14 protein-coding genes are annotated in these 24,691 nt (G+C 60.2%); 13 read left to right on the plus strand and 1 reads right to left on the minus strand.

What is annotated here, in order from left to right:
• Window positions 1-32 precede the first annotated feature (32 nt).
• Entirely contained in the window at window positions 33-878 is an 846-nt protein-coding gene (locus M2103_RS12015; RefSeq protein WP_277510840.1) for a helix-turn-helix transcriptional regulator, read from the minus strand.
• A gap of 561 nt (window positions 879-1,439) precedes the next feature.
• Between M2103_RS12015 and M2103_RS12020 the strand changes: the two genes are divergently transcribed.
• The 13 genes from M2103_RS12020 (at window position 1,440) to fdrA (ending at window position 24,691) form a co-directional block, all read left to right on the plus strand.
• Window positions 1,440-2,285 (plus strand): hypothetical protein, encoded by an 846-nt coding sequence (locus M2103_RS12020; protein WP_277510841.1) that lies wholly within the window; start codon window positions 1,440-1,442, stop codon window positions 2,283-2,285.
• 40 nt (window positions 2,286-2,325) lie between these two features.
• A complete protein-coding gene (locus tag M2103_RS12025) occupies window positions 2,326-3,339 on the plus strand; it encodes a glycoside hydrolase family 43 protein (protein ID WP_277510844.1) in 1,014 nt (337 codons plus the stop codon).
• Window positions 3,340-3,395: 56 nt separating this feature from the next.
• A complete protein-coding gene (locus tag M2103_RS12030) occupies window positions 3,396-4,460 on the plus strand; it encodes a hypothetical protein (RefSeq protein ID WP_277510846.1) in 1,065 nt (354 codons plus the stop codon).
• Between the two features lie 245 nt (window positions 4,461-4,705).
• A complete protein-coding gene (locus M2103_RS12035) occupies window positions 4,706-7,480 on the plus strand; it encodes a hypothetical protein (protein ID WP_277510847.1) in 2,775 nt (924 codons plus the stop codon).
• A gap of 123 nt (window positions 7,481-7,603) precedes the next feature.
• Entirely contained in the window at window positions 7,604-10,624 is a 3,021-nt protein-coding gene (locus M2103_RS12040) for a TonB-dependent receptor (RefSeq protein ID WP_277510849.1), read from the plus strand.
• A 72-nt stretch (window positions 10,625-10,696) separates the two neighbouring features.
• Entirely contained in the window at window positions 10,697-15,496 is a 4,800-nt protein-coding gene (locus tag M2103_RS12045; protein ID WP_277510851.1) for an IPT/TIG domain-containing protein, read from the plus strand.
• 101 nt (window positions 15,497-15,597) lie between these two features.
• Window positions 15,598-16,263 carry a bifunctional 4-hydroxy-2-oxoglutarate aldolase/2-dehydro-3-deoxy-phosphogluconate aldolase gene (gene eda, locus M2103_RS12050; protein WP_277510854.1) on the plus strand — a complete coding sequence of 222 codons (666 nt, stop codon included), beginning with the start codon at window positions 15,598-15,600 and terminating at the stop codon, window positions 16,261-16,263.
• Between the two features lie 132 nt (window positions 16,264-16,395).
• Window positions 16,396-17,487, plus strand: coding sequence for a sugar kinase (locus tag M2103_RS12055; RefSeq protein ID WP_277510855.1), 1,092 nt, complete (start codon window positions 16,396-16,398; stop codon window positions 17,485-17,487).
• A gap of 181 nt (window positions 17,488-17,668) precedes the next feature.
• Window positions 17,669-18,907: an FAD-dependent oxidoreductase gene (locus M2103_RS12060; RefSeq protein ID WP_277510857.1), complete on the plus strand. Its 1,239-nt coding sequence runs from the start codon at window positions 17,669-17,671 to the stop codon at window positions 18,905-18,907.
• On the plus strand, window positions 18,904-20,349 hold the full coding sequence (locus tag M2103_RS12065; RefSeq protein WP_277510859.1) for a sulfatase: 1,446 nt from the start codon (window positions 18,904-18,906) through the stop codon (window positions 20,347-20,349). Before M2103_RS12060 ends, M2103_RS12065 begins: the two co-directional genes overlap by 4 nt.
• Window positions 20,350-20,483: 134 nt before the next feature.
• Entirely contained in the window at window positions 20,484-22,121 is a 1,638-nt protein-coding gene (locus tag M2103_RS12070) for an FAD-binding protein (protein WP_277510860.1), read from the plus strand.
• 104 nt (window positions 22,122-22,225) lie between these two features.
• Complete coding sequence (locus tag M2103_RS12075) at window positions 22,226-23,068, plus strand: DUF2877 domain-containing protein (protein ID WP_277510864.1); 843 nt, start codon at window positions 22,226-22,228, stop codon at window positions 23,066-23,068.
• A 39-nt stretch (window positions 23,069-23,107) separates the two neighbouring features.
• Window positions 23,108-24,691 carry an acyl-CoA synthetase FdrA gene (gene fdrA / locus M2103_RS12080; RefSeq protein WP_277510865.1) on the plus strand — a complete coding sequence of 528 codons (1,584 nt, stop codon included), beginning with the start codon at window positions 23,108-23,110 and terminating at the stop codon, window positions 24,689-24,691.

Consider the following 24,691-nt stretch of genomic DNA (forward strand, 5'->3'; position numbering starts at 1 on the left):
GTCGTTCTCCTCGCAATGGCGGACGGTTTGTCTCACGCGGCGTCGTCATCCGCGCGGGCGGCGCGATCGACGAAATTATGACGGTAATCGCGTGGCGAAATATTGCGATGCCTCCTGAACCATGTGGAAAATTGCGGCAGGTGCGCGAAGCCCAAATCGTAGGCGATTTCCTTGATGCTGGCCCGCGAGTTTTCCAACCGGTCGCAGGCGGTTCGCACGCGCCGGTTGTCCCAATACTGAAACGGCGTTTGTCCGCGCGCGTCCCTCCAGATGCGGTCGAGCTGGCTCGCGCTAACGCCCGCGGCCCAGCTCACTTGCTCGCGGTTCCACGGCAGGTTCGCCGGCCAGTTGTCGATGAACGCCATGCTTGCGTTGATGCGCGGGTCGCACTGGTCCGGCTCGCGCATGTAGATGCCCGCCTCATGCAGGCGCGGATACAACGCGCCCATGAACGACCAGACGAGCGTTTGCAGATGGATGCGCTCCTCGAAGGTGCGGCTCACATACACATGGTCGTCGGGCGTCAGTCCGGACGGGTGCCTCACGGTGACATAACGCCCGACGCTGGCGATGGCGGCCTGCATCTCCTTGGTTCCCTTCATGACGTGCACCGGCGGCCCCGCCCACTCGGCGGAGCTGGTGTCCACGCTCAAGTGGAGCGATTCGAGTTGCGAGTCGGGAGTGAACGCCTGGTGCCGCCGTCCCAGCGAGGGCACCAGCACGACCCAGTCGCCCGCGCCGGCCTGCAGGCGATGGTTGGCGTATTCCATTTTCATCGAGCCGCGCAGCATGCGCCAGATGATAAAGTTCACGGTCATGAACGTGCCCGACTGCGTGTTTGGCGCGCCCTTGTAATAACAAAGAAGCCTGCAACGCACGGTGTTCCAGTCAAACGGATGTCCCGCCGCGCCTGGCGCCAAAACAGACAATGGGGACGTTTTTTGCGGGGTTGTTTTTGTTTGACTGCGCACAAAAATAAAGTTCTGCGCAATGGATCGAAAGTCAACGAGGAAAACGGGTCCAAATTTCAGCAACCAATGGTGAAAAGAGTAACTTTAGTTCGTGGCGCGAGTGCCCTCTGGATGCATGGCAAATGTTAACATCCCGGTGTTTTCCCACGATGGTCGTCCTGAGGCTGATGCGCACAAAGAATAACTCTCTGACGATTACCGTAAAATCATTGATAGTGACTGCCAATGGTTGTGACGCAACATCAACAGCTTTGATACACTGTCCGTTCCATCGGCTTTTTATGGTAGAATAATATAAAATGAAAAACATCCCTGCTGCCCCTCTTGCATGTGTCTTGGCTCTTCCCCTCACCAACAGCCCTCGCGATTGCGTTCACGAATTATACAGGCAACTTGCCGGTCAGTGAGCCGCGTTCGAAAACTGGAAAACAAAAAAGCAACTCGTAACATCTCAACTCCACTCATCCCATGAAAACCAGCACCTTCATCATCGCCATTGTTTCCGCCATCGCCCTCGCGCCTTGCGCGATGGCAAAAAAAATTGCGTCGGATAATTTCGATTCCTACGCCCCCGGCGCCACGCTGGTCGGTAACAAGGGAGGGAAGGGGGCGTGGCGCTCTCCTTGGACGGGGAGGAGCGAGTTTGTCACGATCACCAATGCGCCAGAGGACGTCGTCACGCTCACGCTCGACAACGGCGAGGTGCGCGGCGGCGGCAACGCACTCAAAATATCCGGTTCGCGCACGGGCAGGGAATACTTGAATGTGCTGGAGCGCCGCATTCCCGAGATGAAGGGGCCGGATCTTTTTGTGAGCCTCCTTTTCAAGATCAAAAACGACGACCAGGTCGCGGGTGACAATGATGGAAAGCCGATGACTAACACCAATCTGGTGCAGTGGTTCGCCGAGGACGATGAGCATGAATTCCTGAAGGACATCGCCGCCTTCATCGGCTGGAAGGGAAAGGTCGGCGCGCGGCTGTCGGAGATCGACGCGGGTAGCACGATGCCGGAGCCCTTGGTGGCCGGGCGGACGTATCACCTCGTCATCAAATACACCGGTTGGAACAAAACGAAGGACGGTCGTTATCAGTGGTGCCGCATCTGGATCAACCCTTCGGTCAACGACGAATACACTCAGAAAAAATCGATTACCTACGCGCGCATCGGCAGGACCGCCGGTTACGGCAGCAAGGGCATTCGCGGCTTGTATGTGAACACGCTCGGACTCAACGACAGCGGCAAATATCATCTCATCGACGATATTCGCCTCGGCACCACGTGGGCCGATGTGGTCGGAAAGCCGAAAAAGTGATCGCTTGCCAATGGTCATTAACATCGCGACAGAACATCCCATGCGCATAAGAATAATATTCTTCACCGCCCTCGTCTTTGCCGCGCTTCCGCTTTTTGCCGGGGCTCCGCGTGTTTATAATAACGCTGACGGCATCGTGCATAAAATGGCTGATCCTTACATCCTTCAGCATGACGGGCGTTATTATCTTTACGGCACCGATGACGCGCCGCCGGCCATCAACAGGGGCTTCACCGTTCGCGTTTCAACCGATCTTGTGAACTGGAGTGCCCCCTGCGGCGCCGGACCGGAGGGGCGCGCGCTCGACGCCCCCGATGTCTTTGGCGAACGCGCCTTTTGGAGCGCGCAAGTCAACGAGCGCAACGGCGTTTTCTATATGTTCTACACCGCCGAGGAACACATCGCCGTGGCCACCAGCAGCTCTCCACTCGGCCCGTTTGTCCAAAAAGTTAAGACAACGATGCGTCCCCAAAAAACTATTGGCGGCATGCCCTTCATTGATACCGACGGACGCGCTTATCTTTTTTATACCGCCTTCGACAACAAGGCCAACGAGGTCTTTGTCGAGGAAATGACCGACGACTGGATGAGCTCGAAACCGGAAACACGGCGGCGTTGCATTTGGTGGACCCAGCCTTGGGAAAACAGCGATCCCCGCCCCAAATACAAGCGCTGGCCCGTCAACGAGGGCGCTTCGATCCTCAAGCACAAGGGCATATACTACATGTTTTACACGGCCAACCATTTCATGAGCCCCAAATATGCAGTCGGCTACGCCACCGCCACGAGTCCCCTCGGCCCTTGGACCAAGTCCAAGGACAATCCGGTGCTCTCCCAAACTCCGATCGTGCGCGGCGTCGGCAGCGTCTCCTTCGTCACCGCTCCCAACGGCGACCGCTACATCGTTTATCACGCGCACAAGACACCTGACACCGTCCTGCCTCGCAAGATGTGCATGGACAGAATCGAGTTCGTTCCCAACCAAGTCGCCGGTCAGCCTGACATCCCGAAAATCCACGGCCCGACCGACACTCCTGTCAGCGTTCCTTGGTAGTAACAGGTAATATAAATCGGCCTGCGAAATAGAAACCTCCCGAAACCACTCACACCATGAAGCTCTTTTTGTCCATTCGCAGGTGCTTGCGCATTCTGGCTCCAGTGACCGCGTTCGCCGCGTTCCTGTTCATGTTTTCCGCCAAATCTTTCGCCGCTGGCAGTGACGGCGACGTGGCGATTCTTCCGTCGGAACAGGACTGGTCGTTCGAGCGCGGCCCCGACCCAGCGAGCACCGGCACGCTGGAAGTTTCCGGCAAAACCATTCTTCTCACCGGGGACTTTTCCCGTGGCAAACGCTATGTCGCCGCCGCGTGCGCCATCAGGTTTCCCGAGGTGAACCGCATGAGTTTCAAAGTTTATACCAACCAGAAAAGAAACTTGATCGTGTTCCTCACGGACTCGACCGGACAGATTCACCTGCGAAGACATCCGGTCAAACCCAGGGAAATCCAGAGCGTCACCGTGGCATGGGGCGCTGGAAAATCCAAGGAGTTCAGGGGCGGCGCGAATGACGGCGTGGTGCACCTTCCCATCACGAAAGCCAGTGTGCTGATCGATTCGGCGGAGGTGGACAAATACGGCTTTTGCGAAATCTCCGACGCGCGCCTGTTCAGGCCGCCGATGCGGAAGACGGCTGCGTTCGAGAGTTTCGACGCGCGCAAAATCACCGTTGATGACAGCACCTTTGTTGAACCAAGGCAGCAGGACTGGGACTTCAATCGCGGCCCCGATCCCGCGGCCGCCGGCACCTTGGAAATCTCCGGCAAAACAATTCGACTCACCGGCGATTTCACCCGCGGCAAACGTTACGTCGCCGCCGAGTGCGCCATCAGGTTCCGCGAGGTGAACCGCATGAGTTTCAAGGTCGTCTCTGATCAGGAAATTGTGATGGTGCTTCTCACCGACTCGACCGGGCAAGTGCACATGCAAAAGCATCGAGTGAGGCCCGGCGTTCCAAAGACAATCAGTGTCAGGTTTGTTGCCTCGAAAAATTTCTGGGACGGCGCCAAGGACGGCGTGCTGCATCCGCCCGTTGGCAAAGTCGGCATACTGGTCCACTCGGACGAGGTGGTCGAACGCGGATATTGCGAAATCTCCGATGTCCGTTTGTTCAAATAGGGGCGCATCTCAAAATTCTGAGATGTGTGAAGGAGCGCGTGTGCAGGCAAAAATTTTGAGATGCGTCCGGCAGATAACATGCCTCAAGATTGAACGCGAAACATGCTGGTCGGTCTCATAAAAAGTCTATTTGGGATGCCGCTTTATGCGCACCAGAATTAAGATTTTATCGGCGAGCATTAACCCAAAAGGGATGATTTTTTGCGAAGCATGTGCAGGATGGTTTGCCAAGTTTACAACTCTTTATGAAACCCGTCCCCTGTAAAGTTGCCTCCCTTGCCTGCGCATTGTTTTTGCTGTCCGGCACGATTCTCGATGCCGTCGCGGCGGACAATGCACTGAAACTCACTCCGACAAAAAATGCCGACGGCACGCTTGGCTTGTCCGTGTCCATGCCGGGCGCGGCGTCCGCCAAACAGGCCGCGCCATTGCGCGTGTCGCTATGGGAAGAACAGGCTAGCGCGGATTCGAAGCGCCAGTCGGCCGCCGCTCAAGATTCCGCGGACATGCGCCGCCCGAGCCCGGCGCAGTGGCGTTTTGAAAAAAGCCCGGACCCGCTCACGAAGGGCGGCCTGAAGCGCAATGACGGCGCGCTTCGACTGGAAGGCGACTTCACCAAGGGCAAACGATATGTCGCCGCCGCGTGCCCGGTTGCGCTCACCGGCGCGGTCGAAATGCGCCTTCAAGTTAAGACCAATCAAAACCGTTTGCTGGTGCGCATTGTTGATGCGACCGGCCAGAACCATCAGCACAGTTTCGATGTCATTCCTGACGGGACGCAGGAGCTGATTATCCCGCTCGTTGCGGCAAAGGAAAAGAATTTCTGGGACGGTGCGAAGGACGGCGTCCTGCACACCCCGCTCAAGCAAGTCAGATTGCTGGTGGCAAGGGACACGCTGGACAGCGACAAGGATTTCGGGTTTTGCGAATTTTCTGACGTGCGCCTGCTCGGTCCCGAGGCCGTGAAAGCGCAACCCGTGAATCCCGCCACGGCACCCGTCACGTTGCAGGGCGGTTACGTCTCGTTGCGCGGAGCCGGCGGCGAATGGCTTGGCACGGGCGTGCTGAAAACGCCGAAGAGCGGCGTTGAACTGGAATTCACCGACCGCTGGACGGTCGGGCAAAATACGCTGCGCCTGCGCCGCGAGGTGCGCGTAAAAGGAAACGCGTCCGGCGGCTTCACGAGCGTGGCGTCGTTGCAACTCGTCGATGCCCAGCCGTGGCCAAAGATGGAGTGGTTTGCGCCGGGCATGATTTACGGCAATTTCGACCACATGCGGGACAACTCGTTTGGCTCGGGCAATTATTACAAGCCGGGCGATTACACGGTGTGGATACGCGAGGATCGCATGCCCGCGCCGTTGCTCGCCGCGCGCATGCCCGCGGGCGGAAGTTTTGCGGTGCTCAACTCCGCGCCCGACAGCGCCACCACCGCGGCGGAAGGGCAGGGGTTTTCACGCGAGCCGATGACCGACGCGCGTTTTCGTTTTGGCGCGATTGTCGCCGAGGAGCGTCCCGGCGGAACCACGCTCGGTTATGCGGTGCCCGGTTCGGAGGGCACGTTGAGTTACGGACGAAAAACGGGCGCGGGCCCCGAGGTTGAGCAGAAGTGGCGGCATCGCTACAACCCACTGTCGGACAATTTTGTCCAACGCTACGAGGTGTCGTTTTGGTTTGGAAAAACGAAGGACACGAACGATCTCGTCGCGCGCTCCTGGCGCTGGGCTTGGGATGCGCTTGAGCCGCGGGTCAATCCGCAGGATATCGAGACCATGCGCGCGAGCATGGTGGATGTTTTGAACCAAAATTACATCGAGATCGACGACCGTGCCGGCGTGCAATTCCTCGCGCTCGCGGTGCCCGGCGGGAAGCCGCATCCCAATCCGAAGGTCATTCTCGGCTTCACCGGCTACGCGCTCGGCTCGGCGGAGATGATGCTTGTCGAGGCGAATCGCAATCCCGACTCGGAGCGCGGCCGCCTGTTGCGACGCAACGCGGAGAAGGCAATCGAGTCCTTTTTGCGCATGCCGATAAACCCGCCGCTTACCGAGGGCTTTTTGTTGAAGTCGGGCGGTGCCGCGCTCTCGACCTGGCCCTCGGGCAGAAAAGTCACCGAGAAGCAGTCGATTTACCTGCGCAGTTTTTGTGACGACATGAAGTCGCTCATGCGCGCCTACGAGCGCGAGCAGAAGGCCGGGCGCACCCGCGCCGAGTGGCTTGCGTGGGTGCGCAAGTTCGGCGACTGGCTGCTCACGCAGGAACAGCCCGGCGGCGGCTTCCCCCGCTCGTGGCACGCGCTCACCGGCAAACTTTATTCCGCGTCCACCACCGGCACGTTTAATGTCGTGCCCTTTTACGCGCAATTGTATCGGGTCACCGGGCACAAGCCGTATCTCGACGCGGCGTTGCGCTCGGGCGAGTTCGCGTGGAACACCGGCCACGGACGCGCGCGCTTCACGGGCGGCACAATCGACAATCCCGATGTGATCGACAAGGAGGCCGCCACGATTGCCCTGGAGGGTTACCTTGTGTTGCACCACATCACGCGCGAGCAAAAGTGGCTCGACCGCGCGCGCATCGCGGCGGACATCGCCGAGACGTGGATGTATATTTGGAATGTCCCCATGCCCGAGGATGCGGACAATGAGAAACTGCACTGGAAGCGCGGCGTCCCCACCACGGGTATCCAGCTCATCGCCACCGGCCACTCGCTCAACGACGCCTACATGTGCTGGGACGTGGAAAGCTACGCGCGACTTGCGCGCGAGACCGGCGACTCGCATTACATGGATGTTGCGCGAATTTTGCTGCACAACACCAAGGCAATGGTTGGCACACCGGAGGATCAACGCGGCACGCTCGGGCCCGGCTGGCAACAGGAACATTACTGCTTCACGCTCCCGCGCGGAATCGGCCGCCATCGCGAATGGCTTCCGTGGGTCACGGTCAGTCACCTGCGCGGCATCAACGACCTCATCGACTACGATCCCGAATTATACAGGCAGCTCGCCGGGGAATAATCACCCATTTCTTAGGGGCGTCGCAATCGACGCCCTCCACAGATTCGCCCCTCAACCCCTAGCCAATCATTCAGCCCCGCATCCGTTATTTTTATTCCACTCAAAACTCCCACTCGTCCCATTATGAAATCATACCTATACCCATTGTTTGCCCTTCTTGGCCTGCTCGTCGCATTGCCGTCCGCGCAGGCGCAGTCCGCTGGCACTGGCTCCGTCTCGGGGCGCGTTTTTAATCCCGCGACCGCGGAGTATATTCGCAACGCCCAAGTGCGCGCTCTTCAAACCAGTGAAACCACTCTTTCTGAATCCGGCGGCTTTTACCAACTCACCCATTTGCCTCCTGGTGAGGTGGTCATCGAAATGAGCTATGTCGGATTCCAAACCGTTCGCTCTACCGTGACGATTGTCGCGGGCCAGACCGCCACGCTGGAGTTTACCCTTTCCCCGGAGGGCCGCGCGCCCGGCGGCACGGCGGATGATGATATCGTGCAGCTCGAAAAGTTCGTCGTATCAACAGAACGCGAGGGCCAGGCCAAGGTAATCATGGGGCAGCGCGCATCCATGAACATCGGCCAGCACGTCGCCTCCGACGTTTTTGGCGACAACACTGAGGGTAACATCGGTGAGTTCATGCGCAACCTTCCCGGCGTGATGCTAAACACCTCGGATGGCGAGGTTCAGAACGTCAGTCTTGGCGGCCTCGGCGCCGAATACACCAGCGTTACCATCGATGGCGTGCCCGCCGTGACCGCGGACGCCACCTCGTCCAGCTCGCGTGCGCCGAAATTTACCACACTCTCCCTCAATAGCATCGACTCGCTCGAAGTCACCCGCACGGTCAGCGCCGACATGGACGCCAACGCTCCTGCCGGCACCATCAACTTGCGCAGTAAGCGCGCGTTTGAAAACAAAGGGCAGAAACTCATAACGCAGGCCAACTTTACAATGAGCTCCTTCGGGGCGACTCTCGACAAGGAAGTCGGCCCGCATGACACCAGCGACACCCACAAGATTCGCCCTGGCGGCTTGATCCAATACTCCAATGCCTTCAACAATAATTTCGGCATACTGATCAATATCAGCGAGTCCAACATCTACTCCGAGGAAAGCCGGGCTCTTACCAATTACAACCGGACACCCACTTCGACGGATCCCCGCCCGGAGGTGCCCTCATCCTATGAATTTCGGCATCACTCCCGTCTCAACCGTCGTTTTGCCAGCAGCCTCACAATGGACTGGCGCGCCACCCGGCGCCTGACGCTTTCACTCACGGGAATATTCAATTACTCTCGCTTGTTCGCGAACCAACGCAACATGCAGTTCAACAACTATGCCGGCAGTCAGGGCGGCACGCGGGACATGGTTAAGGGCGAGGATATGACCCGCAGCATTTACACTACCTATGGCACAACCGTGGTTGTAAATCCGCGCATTGCCGCGCGCCTGGGGCAAAGCATCACGATTACTCCCAAGTTTGAATACCGCTTGGGCGATTTAAAACTGGAAGGCCTGTTCAGCTACTCCGACGCCCTGGCTTGGTATGATCCGATGGGGCGCGAGGACGCGGTTCGGGGCCTGGCCAGCTCGACCGCCGCTAACGCGCTTTACAGTGTGCAGCGCGGCCCGGGCGTTGTTGATGCCGATTACAAGGTCACGCAAACCGACGGCCCTGATCTCTCAAACCCCGCATCCTTCACTTTTCCAAAGGTTTACCTTGGCGACGGGCGCAGGGCGAGCACGAAGACCAGGACGGCAAAACTGGACGCCACCTATCTCACACGCATTCTGCACCCGATCAAGTGGAAGGCCGGTTTCAAACTGGCGAATACCAAATGGCATTATCAAGACACGAGCGAACTGTATCTGGCCAAATACACCGGCCCGCTCACACTGAGTGACTTTGCATCGACCTATGAGTGGGCTTCGGACATTAACGGCATGGAAATCAAAACCCTCTCCGGCGGCGGCATTTTCATGCCGAACCTCTTTGCCATCGGTGCGCGCTACAAAACAAACCCCGAGGAATTTGTGTCCGATGTGTCAGCCACGAATTATTATAACGGTCATGTTAACTATCAGCGTAATTATGAGGAGGACATCAACGCCGGCTATATTATGGGCACCAGCAAAATCGGTCCGTTCATTATTCAGGCCGGCGTGCGTCGCGAGGACACAAGGTCAAAAATTCGAGAGATTGATGCTTACACTCCCGAAGAAACCGAGGCGCAAGGCTACGCGGTGGGCAGCGATGGAATTGCGACTAGCATTGATGGTGTGGAGTGGCAGTTTCTCTCCCGCCCGCGCGTGCTGAAGAAAAAGAGCTACCATAATTATTTTCCCAGCGCCTCGATCAAATATCAAATCACGCCCAATCTCGATCTCGTTGTCGCCGGAAACAAAACCATCCGCCGTCCCTCTTATTATGACTCCACTGGTATTTTTTTGGTCAACGATACGACCAAGAGAATTTCCCTTCCCAATCGCGATATCGAGCCGGAGCGCAGCCAGGGTTTCGCCGCCCGCCTGAGCTACTATTTCAAGCGCATAGGCCAGTTGAGCGTCGCCGTTTACCAGACCAGGGTCACAAACATGATCGCCACCACGGATGAGATGACCGCGGAACAGGCCGGTTACGATGAAACCTATCCCGGCTACAATCCGAAATACGCCGAGGATTATCGCTTCACCCTCAAGAACAATTCCGGCGCTCCGGTGCGGGTGCGCAGCATGGAGATCGCTTACTCACAAACCCTCGGCTTTCTCGGCCCTGCGTTCCGCCGCTGCAACGTCCATATCAATTACACCCGCAGCTATGCTGATGGAATCAAACCCATGCTGTCGCCTTATACGCTCAGCACCGGGTTTCACTACACCTACAAAAAGCTCATCCTCTGGTCCAATGTCAATTGGTCCGACGATTTTCCCACCTCCGCCACGGGCTATAGCCTTCGACGCCACCGCACCCAAGTTGATGCGGGTTTGGGGTGGAACATTGGCAAGGGTTTCATGTTCGGCCTCAACGCCCGCAATATCAACGACGCTCCCCACATCCACATGCAGCGTGTCCCTCCAAACGATATCGTGTTGCAGGATTACCTTCGCGTCGGGGCCACCTGGACCTGCTACATCAAAAAGACCTTCTGATGTTTATGTGAAATCCCCAGCCGGCCAAACCCGCCGCAAAACCAGCAATCAAAAAACAAACCCATATTTTTCATGAAAATCACCGATATTCCCCACACGCTTATCTTCCTGTTCCGCGGATTGCCGGCGTTATTGCTGGCGGCATTTATTATAACAACAGCACCGGAGGCGCGGGCCGCCGTTGTGGCCACCGACAACTTCGACAGCTATACGGTCGGCACCACTGTTGTCGGCGGTGTCAGTGGCACGGGCTGGACCGCCGCATGGACCGGGCAAAACGACTACGTCACCGTGGTCGGCGGCAGCAATTCCATCACCTACACCCTCGACAACGGCGAGGTTCGCGGCGGCGGCAACGCCCTCAAGATAACCGCCCCGAGCACCTCGGAAAACATCGGCGTCCTTGAGCGCGCTGTGCCTGAAATCACCGACGGCGGCGATGTCTTTGTCAGCCTCATCTTCAAAATCAAAAGCGGCACCGATACTGACGTTGACCATTATGACGGCGAAACTTTCACCACCAATAACAATATCTATTATCTGGCCGGCGACGGTGACAAAAGCCCCACCCATGATGCCTCCGGCTTTGCCGGCTACAAAGGAATGGCCGGGGCACGCCTTGCCGGCGGATGGGTCTCCATCAACAACAAAAACGAAGGCAAGGCCGACGGCTTGATCGTGGGGCAAACCTATTTCCTCGTCATCCGCTACTCCGGCTGGAACACCGGCTACCAAGGCTACGACACCATCACCACATGGCTCAATCCCGCCACCACCGACGAGGGCGTGGGCACCAAATCCGGCAACAATACCTCCAATGACAAGACCAAGGCCATAACCCGCGAGGGCAATACCTCCCCCTACGGCAGCAGCAAATTCAGCAGCCTTTACCTGAACACCCTCGGCCTCAATTCCTCGAGTCGCTTTCACATCATTGACGACATCCGCGTGGGCCGCAATTGGGCCGACGTGGTCGGTATCCCCATGCCCGTTGTGAACACTATCACGCCGTCCAGTGTCATGGCCGGAAACACTATCGTTGTCGCTGGCAAATACCTTGCCGATGTCACCGTGACCATCGGCGGTGTTGATGCTGTGATCAATTCGCAGACCGACACGACAATGACTGTCGTCGTGCCCCCTTCGCTTGGCATGGGCACGCAGGATGTTGTTATTACCGGTCCCGGCGGAACCACCACCAAGTCGCTCACCGTTATCCGCCCGCCCATCATCAACTCCGCTACGCCCGACACCGGTGCCGGAGGCGATACTGTAACCATCGAAGGACTCAATCTTGAGGATGTTGTCGTAACGATTGGTGGCATCCGTGCCGCAGTCGTTTCCCAAACCGGCACGACAGTGGTCATCACCGTCCCCCGCGGACTGGCCAACGGCGCGCAGACAATCACCGTCACCAGCAACGCCGGCGAGGACACGATCGCATTCACCAACACCTCGCCCACGCCGCCGGCACCCGACGCCAGCGGCATCAATCCCGTCGATTCCCGCACAGGCGCGACTGTCACGATTTCCGGCAGCAATCTTGTTGGCGCGTATTCCGTGACTGTTGGCGGCGTCGAGGCGGAAATCACCAGCCGCACGGACGATGCCATTACCATCGTAATTCCGGGCGGACTCGCCAACGGCGAGTATCCCGTTGTCATCACCACCGCCGGCGGCGAAACCTGCACCACGGTCACGCTCACCGACGTCATCGCGACCGACAACTTTGATGATTACGCCGCGGGCGACATGCTTGCCGGCGCCTCCGGCGGCAGGGGATGGAGCGGCGCATGGGCCGCGAATGCGGGCGTCACCGTCACCGATTCTCCCGACGACATCATCACCTACACAATGAGCGACGGCACTGTCCTCGGCGGCGGCAAGGCGCTCAAACTCGCCGCGGACACTCCCGTCAGCGCCACGCTTCCGCGCCTTCTCGAACGCGACCTCGCCCAGCCCGTCACCTCCGGCGAGGACGTGTTTGTCAGCTTTATCTTCAAGATTAAAAATCCCAACGCTCCCGACGGGGAACTCGTTCCCGCCGGCGACAACGTCACCTCGATCTGGTATGCAAAGGATTCGGATCCCAATCTCCGTTTCGACTCACTCGGCTACATTGGCTATTCCGGCAAGGTTGGCGCGAGCATGGCCGCGCCCACCGGCGCGGCGCTCGTTTCCACGCAACTCAAGACGGGGCGGACTTATTTTGCCGTGGTTCGCTACAGCGGTTGGGATGGCAGCTCTTACAAAAAATGCCGCGTCTGGCTCAATCCGGCAACAAACGACGAGCCCGCCGTCAGCACCACGATCACCAATGAGCGCACCGTGACAACCGCGGGCGTCGGCTCCGACTCTTTCCTCGGATTGTGCGTGGGCGGCTATGGCATCACATCCGGCGGCCGCTACCAAGTGATCGACGACATCCGCGTCGGCTACACGTGGACCGCCGTCACCAATCCGCGCACCACGTTTATCGCATCGGAGGATTTCGATTCCTACGCTCCCGGCTCAAAACTTGCCGGCGCCGCCGGCGGCACCGGCTGGGATGGCCCTTGGTCCGCTCAAAACGCAGCCACGATCATTGACGATCCCGCCGACGCCGTCACTTACACGCTCAACGACGGCACCGTTCGCGGCGGCGGATCGGCCCTCAAAATATCCGGCACGGGCGTGAACGCGGCGGCCACCGTTGCCGCGGTTCTCGAACGCCGCTTCGCCCGCGTGCCCGAGGGCGAGGATGTTTACGGCAGCTTTGTTTTCAAAATCAAGAACCCCGCGCTTCCGGACGGAACACCGCTTGTCGGCAACACTTGCGCCCTGTGGTATGCCGCCGATGCCGCAAAGGATGAGTTGCGCGACATCGCCGCGTTTGCCGGCTACGGCGGCAAAGCCGGCGGGCGACTGGCCGGCGGCTGGCCGACTGTCACGACTCCGCTGGTCGCTGGGCAAAGCTACCTGCTGGTCTTCCGTTACAGTGGCTGGAACGATGGAATCCAAGCTTACGACAACTGCCGCGTCTGGCTCAACCCGACCACTGACGACGAGGCCAGCACCGATGCCGCGATCACCGTCGAGCGCGCAGGCAACTCCGCAGGTTATGGCAACACCGACATCCGCGGCCTCTACGTGAACACCCTCGGGCTCACCCTCAACGGCGCCTATCACGTCGTTGACGACATCCGCGTCGGCACGGATTGGGCGACGGTCGTCGGCGAACCGGCGCCGGCCTTCGAGCCCGGCACGCCGCCGCAACTCAACGCGCTGCCCGCCGGCGAGTTCGTTGCGGGCGACACCATCACCCTTGCGGGCAATAATTTCACCGGTCTCACCCGTGTGTTGATTGGCGGCGTCGAAGCCCTAGTGACGGCTTCGACCGACACCACGATTACAGTTGTCATTCCTGAAAACGCCGCGGGCGGCGCGGTTGCCGTGTTCACTACCAGCGGTTGCAGCATTGCTGCTGACTCGCTCACAATTGCCACGCAACCTTCGTTTGTGACAAACCCCGCAGCCACCCAAGTCGCAGTAGAAGGTCGTCCCGTTGACCTCACTGCTGATGTATGGGCACATGGTGCCATTTCCTACGAGTGGCAATACCGTGCCAACGACACAGCCGTCTGGGAAACTGTTCCAGGCAGCATCAGTGTCGGTGCCGACACCAACGAACTCTCGCTGCTCATGCCCGACGGCAAGAACGGCTGGCAATTCCGCTGTGTGGCCTCCACTGCCGCGGGCTCTGTGGAGGGCACGCCCGTTACACTCACCGTGATCGAAAACCTCCTCGATGCGCCCGCCGGTCTTGTCACGGGATCCGGCGACTATTCGCAGTTCGTCTATGTTTCCGACCGCGCCGCGCACACAGTTTCCGTCCTCTCTCCCAATGGCAGCTTCGCGTTGCTCGCGGGCAAAACCGGTTATTCGGGGAACAGCGATGGCAATGGCGATGAGGCCCGTTTTACCCGGCCTCGAGGCCTCGCGTTTTCATCCACGAATAGCCTGATTGTCGCCGACTATGGCAACGGTCCTTTGCGCTCCATCGCACTTGACACCGCCGCGGTTCAAACGCTCAACGCCACCGGTCCCGATGCATGGCTTGCATCTCCCGCCGCCGTGGCCACGGATGCCGCTGGCATGACCTACATCGCCGACACCGGCAATCAGCTCATCAAACGCCTCAATGCCGATGGTGTGATGGAAATCTTCGCGGGTTCCGCCATATCGGGCACCGACAACGGAGCCTTGCTTGACGCGAAGTTCAAGAACCCCGCGGGCCTTGCAGTTTCAACCTCGGGATCGCGCATCTATGTCGCCGATACGGGTAATCACGTCATACGTCTGATTGACCTCTCCACCGGACAGGTTTCCACTTTCGCTGGACAGATGGCGTCCCCCGGTGCGGTCGATGGAGCGGCCCTTTCTACCGCTTCCTTCGACTCTCCCACGGGCATCGTGCTGGATAGCTCAGGCGATCTCTATGTGGCCGACTCCGGCAATTCCCGCATTCGTGTCATCACCACAAACACAACGGGTGCCGCGGAAGCGGTCGTCACGCTCGCAGGTTCGGTTCCCGGATTTCGCGACGGTCCCGGCAAAACCGCCTGGTTTGACGCTCCCGAGGCGCTCGCCATTGGTGCGGATGGGGTTCTCTACGTCGCCGATACCGGCAACGGCATCATCCGTCGCATCGATACCAGCGCGGATGCGATTGTCTCCACTCCTGCCATGAAAACCGTCACCTATCCTCCCTCCGGAGGCACGGATTCCGATGGGGACAATGGAAGCGGCGGCGGTGGTGGTGGCGGCAGCACGTCGATTTGGTTCCTGCTCGCGCTCGCGGCCAGCGCCGCCCTGCGCGGACGCAAAAAATAAAAGGCTCTCGCGCCGCATATGCCACCTGCCGGGTTTGAGGGTAGGGCGAGGCCTCCGGCCGAGCCGTTCCCCGTATGCTGGCGCGAAAATATTTTCCCATCATGAAATCGAACTCTGTTTCATTCCCTCCCGCGCTCGCGGAGACTATTCAAAAGTCCGGCGTCATCGCTGTCATCGTCATCGACGAGCCCTCCGATGTGCCGCCGCTGGCCGACGCGCTTTTGTCCGGCGGGCTCAACGCCATCGAGCTGACGCTGCGCACGCCTTCCGCGCTCGAGTCGCTATCCGCGTTCAAAAAGCACGCGCCGCAAATGTCCGTCGGCGCGGGCACCGTGCTCACGCCGCAACAGCTCTTGCAGGCGCGCGACGCCGGGGCGGACTTTGCCGTCGCGCCCGGTTGCAATCCGCGCGTGCTCGCCGCCGCCGCCGAGGCCGGGGTGCCCTTCGCGCCCGGCATCGCCACGCCCAGCGACATCGAGGCCGCGCTCGAATTCGGCTGCCGCCTGCTGAAGTTTTTCCCCGCCGAGCCGTCCGGTGGCCTCGCCTACCTGAAGAACATGACCGCGCCTTACGCGCATCTCGGGTTGCGATACATCCCGCTCGGCGGAATCAGTTCCGCCACCGCCGCCGCGTGGCTGGCCGATCCGCTCATCGCCGCGCTCGGCGGCTCGTGGATCGCCCCGCGCGCGCTCATCCAGGCGCGCGACTGGGCCGCGATCAAACAGCGCGCGCAAGAAGTCGCCGCGATCATCCGCGACACAAGATGAACTAATTTTCGATTTTCGATTCTCGATTTTCGATTGCGCGCTACCGCGCGGCACCGAGATCGAAAACGGAGCGGAAGCTCCCAATCGAAAATCGAGAATCGAAAATCCAAAATTCACACCATTCCACATTCTATGAAAACCATCGTCACCTTCGGGGAAATTATGGCGCGGCTTTGTCCTCCGGGCAACCGGCGCTTCATTCAAAACATGCCGGGCTCGCTCGAGCTCACCTTTGCCGGCGCGGAGGCCAATGTCGCCGCGTCACTTGCGATTTTCGGCGCGCGCGCGCGTTTTGTCACAGCGCTCCCCGACAATGTCATCAGCGACGCATGCGTGCAAAACCTGCGCGGGCTAGGCATTGATACCACCCGGATACTGCGCGTCAAAAACGGGCGGCTCGGTTTGTATTTCGTCGAGAAGGGCGCGAACCAGCGTCCTAGCAATGTCGTTTACGACCGCGCGCACAGTTCCATCGCCGAGACGTCCGCGGATAAATACAACTGGTCCGAAATCTTCGCCGACGCCCGCTGGCTCCACATTTCCGGAATCACGCCCGCGCTTTCCCGCATCGCGTTTGAGTCGTCGCTCGCCGCCGTCCGCAACGCCAGGGCCGCCGGGCTTTCGGTTTCGTGTGATCTCAACTTCCGCAAAAAACTCTGGCAGTGGGAGCCCGGCACTCCCGCCGCTTCGCTCGCGCGCCGTTGCATGAGCGAACTGCTGCCGTTTGTCGATGTGGCAATCGCCAACGAGGAGGACGCCTCCGACGTGCTCGGCATCCACGCGGAGGGCAGCGACATTGAGGGCGGGCACTTGGAGATCGATCGCTACCCGCAAGTCGCGCGCGAAATCACGCGCATGTTTCCCAACATCAAGAAGGTCGCCATCACGTTGCGCGAAAGCATTTCCGCCACGCACAACAACTGGGGCGCGATGCTTTACGACGCGGAGGCGGGCGAGGCCTGCTTCGCGCCGATGAGCGGCGACACCTACAAGCCCTACGAGATTCGCAACATCGTGGATCGCGTCGGCGGGGGCGACAGCTTCGCCGCCGGCTTGATTTTTGCGCTCAACACACCGGAGCTCGCCGCGCCGAAAACCGCCATCGCCTACGCGGTCGCCGCGTCGTGCCTCGCGCATTCCATCGAGGGCGATTTTAATTTCAGCACGCGCGCCGAGGTCGAGTCGCTCATGCGCGGCAGCGCCTCGGGAAGAGTCGTTCGCTGAAAATGAAAACACAAATCGCACGCGCATTCATTCCCGTGGGGGCGCACCTCGCGTGCGCACTCGTGCTCGCCCGATTTGTGCAACCGCCCGCAAACAGTCATTCTCATGCGGGGGAGCACGCAAGGTGCGCCCCTACGGGCTTCACTCGGCTCCCCCTTTGTTTTCGCGAGAACCAATAAAAATGACAAACTTCGAAAAAAAATACGATGTGATCGTGGCCGGCGCGGGTGTCGCGGGCGTGTCCGCCGCGCTGGAAATCGCCCGCTCCGGGCGCAGCGTGGCGTTGCTCGAAAAAACCGTGATGTGCGGCGGACTGGCCACGGCGGGTTTTGTCTATATTTACCTGCCGCTGTGCGACGGTTACGGCACGCAGGTCAGCTTCGGATTCGCCGAGGAGTTGATGCATGCGAGCGCGCGTTACGGTCCGGGTGCGCCGCCGCCGGACTGGAAAAACTCCGCGCCGGGAAAAACCACCAAGCGCCTCATGCTCGATTTTTCCCCGGCCGCGTTTACGCTGGCGATGGACGAGATGATGAGCCGCGAGCCGGCGATCGACCGCTGGTATGACACGCTCGTGTGTGCCTCGATTGTCGAGGACGGACGCATCAAGGGCGTCGAGGTCGAGAACAAGAGCGGACGCGGCCGCGTCCTCGCGGACATCGTCATCGACGCGACGGGTGATGGCGACGTGGCCGCGCGCGCGGGTTGTGCGTTTCACGAGGAGGGCAACAAGCTCACAATTTGGGCGCTGCAAACATCGCTCGCCGTCGCGCGCCAGGCGGCGGCCAAGGGCGACGCCTCGGGGTTTCTCGACTTCCAAATGATCGGGCTGGAGGGCGAAAACGTCGATCCCGCCGCCAAGAAGAAAAATTATCCGTGGCTCGGCACGGACGGAAAATCCGTGAGCCGTTTCACCATCGAAACGCGCGCCGCCCTGTTGAACCACTACGCGAAGCTCCAGTCCGCGAACAACGCCGACACCTCGCGCGAAAATCTATATCCGATCGCGTTGCCGACGATGGCGCAGTTTCGAACCACGCGGGCAATCGCCGGGCGCGCCACGCTCGACAGCGGAATGGCGTGGAAACATTTTGACGACAGCATCGGGCTTGTCGCCGACTGGCGGCGGCGCGGCAGCGTATGGGAAATCCCCTACGGCGCGATGGTGCCCCTGACTGTTGACGGCCTGCTCGTCGCAGGGCGCTGCATTTCGTCGCACAACGATGCGTGGGAAGTCACTCGAGTCATCCCTCCCGCCGCGCAAACCGGGCAGGCGGCGGGCATCGCAGCAGTGCTTTCGCTTCGCAAAAACATTCCGCCCGCGCAACTCGCCGCGGCTGACATACAGGCGGAGTTGCGCCGGAAAAAACTGCCTTATCACTTCGACGAAGTCGGACTCTCCGCTCCTGAATCATCATGACAAAAAACCCACATGGCATCGGCGTGCTGATCGCCGCGACCGTCGCAGCCACATGCGCGCTACCGTCTCACGCGCACGCCGAGCAAACCGCCGCGCCGGAGGATCGCCCGCAAAACATCCTGCTGATTATTTCGGACGACTTGAATTCGTGGATCGGCCCGATGGGCGGGCATCCGCAGGCGAGGACGCCCGCGCTGGACAAGCTCGCCGCGCGCGGCGTCACATTCATGAACGCGCACTGTCCCGCGCCGCTTTGCAATCCGTCGCGCGCCGCCTTCATGTCCGGCCTGCGCCCCTCGAGCACCGGCATTTATTTGAACGGCCACTACTGGGTTCGCTACATCGGGCGCGGCCTGTGCATCAACGACCACGTTCGCGATCACGGCTTCAATTCCTACGCCTCCGGCAAGGTGTATCATTACAACAAATACCGCGCCGAGGATTGGGACGAGGTTTTCTACGAGCGTGACGACACGCTGCCCGGCCCGGTCGGAAGAAAAGCGAAGCGGCGTCCCGGCCCGTTTGGCTATCGGATGTTCACCGACGGCGAACCGACGGAACCGTTCAACGAAAAGCGCGACGAGCGCACGCTCATTGACGCGCGCAGTGTGGATTGGTGCATTAAAAAACTCGGCTCGAAAAACGACAAACGCTTCTTCATGGCGTGCGGCATCCACCGCCCGCACACGCCTTGGGACGTGCCGAAAAAATACTTCGACATGTATCCGCTGGAGACCTTGGAACTGCCAAAGACATTGAAAGACGACCTGGCGGACGTGCCGCCACCGGGCGTCGATTTCACCAAGGGCGGCAAGACCCACAAAACAATTCTCGAAATGGGAATCTGGAAGGACCGCGTGCGCGCCTACCTTGCCGCTATTTCCTTCATGGACGCGCAAGTTGGCCGCCTGCTTGACGCGCTCGCCGAATCGCCGCACGCGGAAAACACCGTGGTCGTGTTCGTGGGCGACAACGGCTGGCATCTCGGCGAAAAGGAGCACTGGGGCAAAACCACCCTATGGGCGCCCGCCTCGCAAGTGCCGATGATCTGGGCCGGCCCGGGCGTCGCCAAGGGCGCGAAGACCGAAGCCGCCGTGGACTTGATGAGCCTTTACCCGACGCTGTGCGACATGGCCGCGATCCCGACGCCGAAGCATGTCGAGGGCGCGAACATCAAACCGCTCCTGAAAAATCCCTCCATGAAATGGAGCCAGCCCGCGCTCACCACGATGGACAAGGGCAACCACGCGATCACGACCGCCGACTGGCGCTACATCCGCTACGACGACGGCTCCGAGGAACTCTATAACCGCAAAACCGACCCGCGTGAATGGACAAACCTCGCCAATAAACGAGAGCTAAAATCGGTGAAGCGCGAACTCGCCGCGTTACTGCCGAAGAAAAACGCCGCGCCCGTGAAATATGAGGCGGACAAACGATGACTCATAAATGCGCACAAAAGATAAATGTTTTCGCGTCATAAAAAAGTCATTGACCGTGACGAAAAGGAAACGCCGCGCATCCTGAGAACCTGCGCATAAAACTAAACAAGCCGAAAAACACATTTTCAAAACAAATGACACCGCTGCAAGAAATCCAAACAGACGTGCTGGTGATCGGAGCCGGAATCACCGGCCTCCGTGCCGGGCTGGCTGCGCGGTGCGCGGGCGCGTCCGTTTTGATTGTCGCCAAGGGCGCGGCGGCGTCGCCGGGTGTCATCGGATTCAACGCGCCCGTCGGTCCGGACGATTCGGTGCAGTCGTTTTTCGAGGACACTTTTAAGGGAAGCATCGAGCTTGCGAATCCTGCGCTGGTGCGGTTGCTCACGGAAAACGCGGCAGCGGCGGCGGGCGGAATGGAATCGCTGGGCATGCGGCTTGATCGCACGTCGGACGGCGCGTGGCATTTGCAAAAGGCGCTCGGCTGTTCGCATCCGCGGCTCCTGCACCAGGAAAACCGCACCGCGCGCGTTGGCATGGCCGTGCTGAAACGCGCGCTCGCGAAAGGCGGCGCGATCACGCGCGGCGGCGTGTTTGTAGCGGAGTTGCTGAGAACGCGCGAAGGCGTGGTGTCCGGCGCTCTGGCGGTGGATTTGCGCGAGCGGAAAATTTTGTTCATTCGCGCGGGCGCGGTAATTCTCGCGAGCGGCGGCGGAGGTGGCATCTACGCGGGCGGCACTTATCCGAAAAGCCTGACGGGCGACGGCTACGCGCTGGCGTGGCGCGCGGGCGCGGAGCTGGTGGACATGGAGTTCGTGCAGTTCGAGCCGTGCCATTGCATTTATCCGAAACGCCTCGGGCTGAGCACGACTTTGTTCGCGCACGGCGGCCGTTTGCTGAACGCGCAAAACAAACGCTTCGTGCTGAAACAATATCCCACGGGCGAGGGCGCCGCGCCGAAGGATGCGCTCGCGCGGCTCGTCGCGATGGAAATCCGCGCGGGGCGCGGCACCGAACACGGCGGGGTCTGGTGCGACCTCACTGACATTCCAAAAAAGTTCATCACCGAGGGACACTCCGCGTATTACAGTTTGTTTTTGAAACACGGAATCGACCTGACCAAACAGCGTTTTGAAGTCGGCCCGGCCCCGCACACATTCCTCGGCGGTGTCGTGATCAACACCCGTTGCGAAAGCACGGTGCCGGGATTGTTTGCGGCGGGCGAAGTCGCCGGCGGCGTCCACGGGGCGAACCGCGTCGGTGGAAACGCCGGCACGGAAATCCATGTGTTCGGCGCGATTGCCGGCGCAAGCGCCGCCGCGTATGCCAAGAGCCGCGGCGCGCGGACATTGCGCGATGCCGCGCGCCGTGCGGAAAAACTGGCAGATTCGTTTTCGACGGAAAGTCGGAGCGGACATTGGAATAACTTCGCAAAATCAATCCGCGAATTGATGACGGCCAAGGTCGGCGTTGTCCGCGATGAGGCGGCGTTGTGCGAGGCTTTGGTCGAGTTGAAAAAAGTCGGTGACGAAGCTGCCGGGGTTGAGTGCGAAAAATCGCTGGGCGATTTCGTCGGGCAAATCGAAATTCAAAACATGGCACAAGTCGGCGCGTGCGTGGCAGAGTCCGCGTTGCGGCGGAAAGAGAGTAGGGGAGTGCATTATCGTTTTGATTACCCGAAACGTGACGACGCGCACTGGAAGAAAAACATTTATCTTCGGCAGGCCGACGGACGGATGCGCGTTTCCTCGCGCAAGAAAGGAGCGGGCTCATGAGCACGATTGCCACTGGGAGCGCCGGCATCTTGCCGGCAGGTTTTTCCGCAATGCCGGCAAGATGCCGGCGCTCCCAGTCGCTGGCGCGTTTTTTAGCGATCAAAATGTCGCGGCTTGCTTCCGGATCGCTTGCGCGCGCAAGCGAAGGTCGTGTGCATAGCGTGTTCAACCGGTGCTTCAATATTACCACGCCGACCGGCGACTGGCTCACCGTGGCGCTCGCGCCGTTTCCGCAAACGCCGGATTCAATCATCGTAAACACGCGCGAACTCGGCGCGGATTTTTCCCCGCAGCTTTGCGTCGAGGCGGGCATGCCAGTCGAAATCTCGCACGAAGAAATTTCGATTCCGGACGCGGATCTCGTGTTTGCGTTTTCCGGCGCTGAAATTTTCGACACAAAGCGCAAACCTCTCGCCCGCTCGGATCGCGCCGCGCGCAATCTCGCGCTGGCGCAATCAATCATTCGTCGTCAGGGCCGCGAGTGCGACCTGCCTGAATTGCAGCGGCGAATCACGCCTGCGCTAGCCGCGTTGCGCGAGGGGATTTTGCGCAACGATGCCGCGGCAATGCGCACGCAATGCGAGGCGCTGCTCGGCTTGGGCGTCGGCCTGACACCTTCGGGCGACGACATTCTGTGCGGCGTCGCGGCGGGATTGTTTTTCGGCAGCGTGACGGAAAACGAAAACCAATTTGTGCCCGTGCTTCGCGAGCTCTTGTTGACCGCCGCCGAACGCACGACCGACATAAGCGCGCGCGCGCTCCGCTTGTGCACGGAAGGCGAGATCAGCGGCGTCGTTTTTGACGCGGCTCGCGCTATCATGCTCGACAATGCGCTCGAGGTTGAACTTGCGATATCCGCGCTGCTCGAAGTTGGCGGCACATCGGGCACGGAAATGGCGCAAGGACTGTGCCTGGGCATTCAACTCGCGGAGGAATTGCGCGGATAAACGAGAACGAAAAACGAAAACCAACCGAAATTTTTTTCTATGCAGATCAAATGTATCATCCGACCAAATGAGTATCACGACTCCGTTTTCCTGATGGGCGTTGCCCGCCAGGCGGGCAAGCTCCCGGGCGTGCAGCGCGCGGCGCTTGGCATGGGCACGGTCATGAACAAGGGCTTGCTCAAGGACATGGAGCTCTACGACGAGGCGGTGGAGAAAGCCGCGCCGAATGACTTGATGATCGCGTTGCGAGTCGAGAACGACGAGGCGTTTGCCGCGGCGCAGGCGGAGATCGAACGCCGCTTGAAGGAGAAGCATGTCGCGCGCGCCTCGACCGGCGGCGGCGCGCCCGAGAGCCGCACCATTGCGATGGCGCGTGCGGCTGATCCCGGGCTCAACCTTGCGATGATTTCGCTTCCCGGCGAATACGCCGCGGCGGAGGCCGCCAAGGCGCTCTCGCAGGGGCTGAACGTTTACATGTTCAGCGACGACATTTCCCACGAGGACGAGCGCATGCTCAAGCAACTCGCCCGCGAGAAAAACCTCTTGATGATGGGGCCGGGTTGCGGGCTGACGTTTGTGCAACAAACCGCCGTCGGCCTCGCGAGCAAGGTGCTGCCGGGTCCGATCGGTTTGATCGCGGCGTCGGGCAGCGGCTTGCAGGAAACGATGGTGCAAATCGACCTCATGGGCTCGGGCGTGTCGCAGGGAATCGGCACCGGCGGGCGCGACTTGCGCGACGAGATCGGCGGCATCACGACGTTGCAGTCGATGGATATTTTGGAGGCCGATCCCGACACAAAAGTGATCGTGCTTATCTCGAAGCCGCCCGGAAAGAAAACCGTCGAGACCGTGCTCGAGCGCGTGCGCCGTTGCAAGAAACCGGTTGTGGTGAATTTCATCGGCGGCTCCCCCGAGGCGGTCGCCGCCGCGGGCGCGCACTTCGCGGCGACATTCGAGGAGACGGCGGCGCGCGCCGTGGCTCTCGCGCTCGGCAAGCCTTACCAGCCGCGCGATTTCAGCATGAGCGACGCCGGGGCGAAAGACCTCGTGGCGCGCGAGCACGCGGGCTACGGAAGCGGACAGCGTTTTCTGCGCGGGATTTTCTGCGGCGGCACGCTCGCCGAGGAAGCCATGATGATCATGCGCGCGACGCTGCCCGAGATTCATTCCAACACGGCGGTGATGCCGGAGTTCGCGCTCAAGGACGCGCGGGTGAGCGAGGCGCACTCGGTCATCGACATCGGCACGGAGGAATTTACCCGCGGACTTCCGCATGCGGCGATTGATCCCGCTCCGAGGATCGAGCGCTTCAATGCGGAGGCCGCGGACCCCTCGGTGGCGGTTATACTGCTCGACTTTCTCCTGGGCTACGGCTGCCACGCCGATCCCTGCGGAATGATGGCCGCGCCGATTGCCGACGCGATTGCGGCGGCGAAAAAAGCCGGGCGCCGCCTGACCGTCGTCGCGTCGATTTGCGGCACCGAGCACGACCCGCAACGGCTCTCCGCGCAAAAACAAAAACTGCTCGACGCGGGCGCGATCGTGATGCCGAGCAACGCTCAGGCCTCGCGACTCGCGGGCATGATCGCGTCGGCCTTTCAACCGATGAAAAACGGAAAGTAA

It is taken from the genome of Ereboglobus sp. PH5-5 (genome assembly GCF_029504805.1).
In the GTDB taxonomy this organism is placed as follows: domain Bacteria; phylum Verrucomicrobiota; class Verrucomicrobiia; order Opitutales; family Opitutaceae; genus Ereboglobus.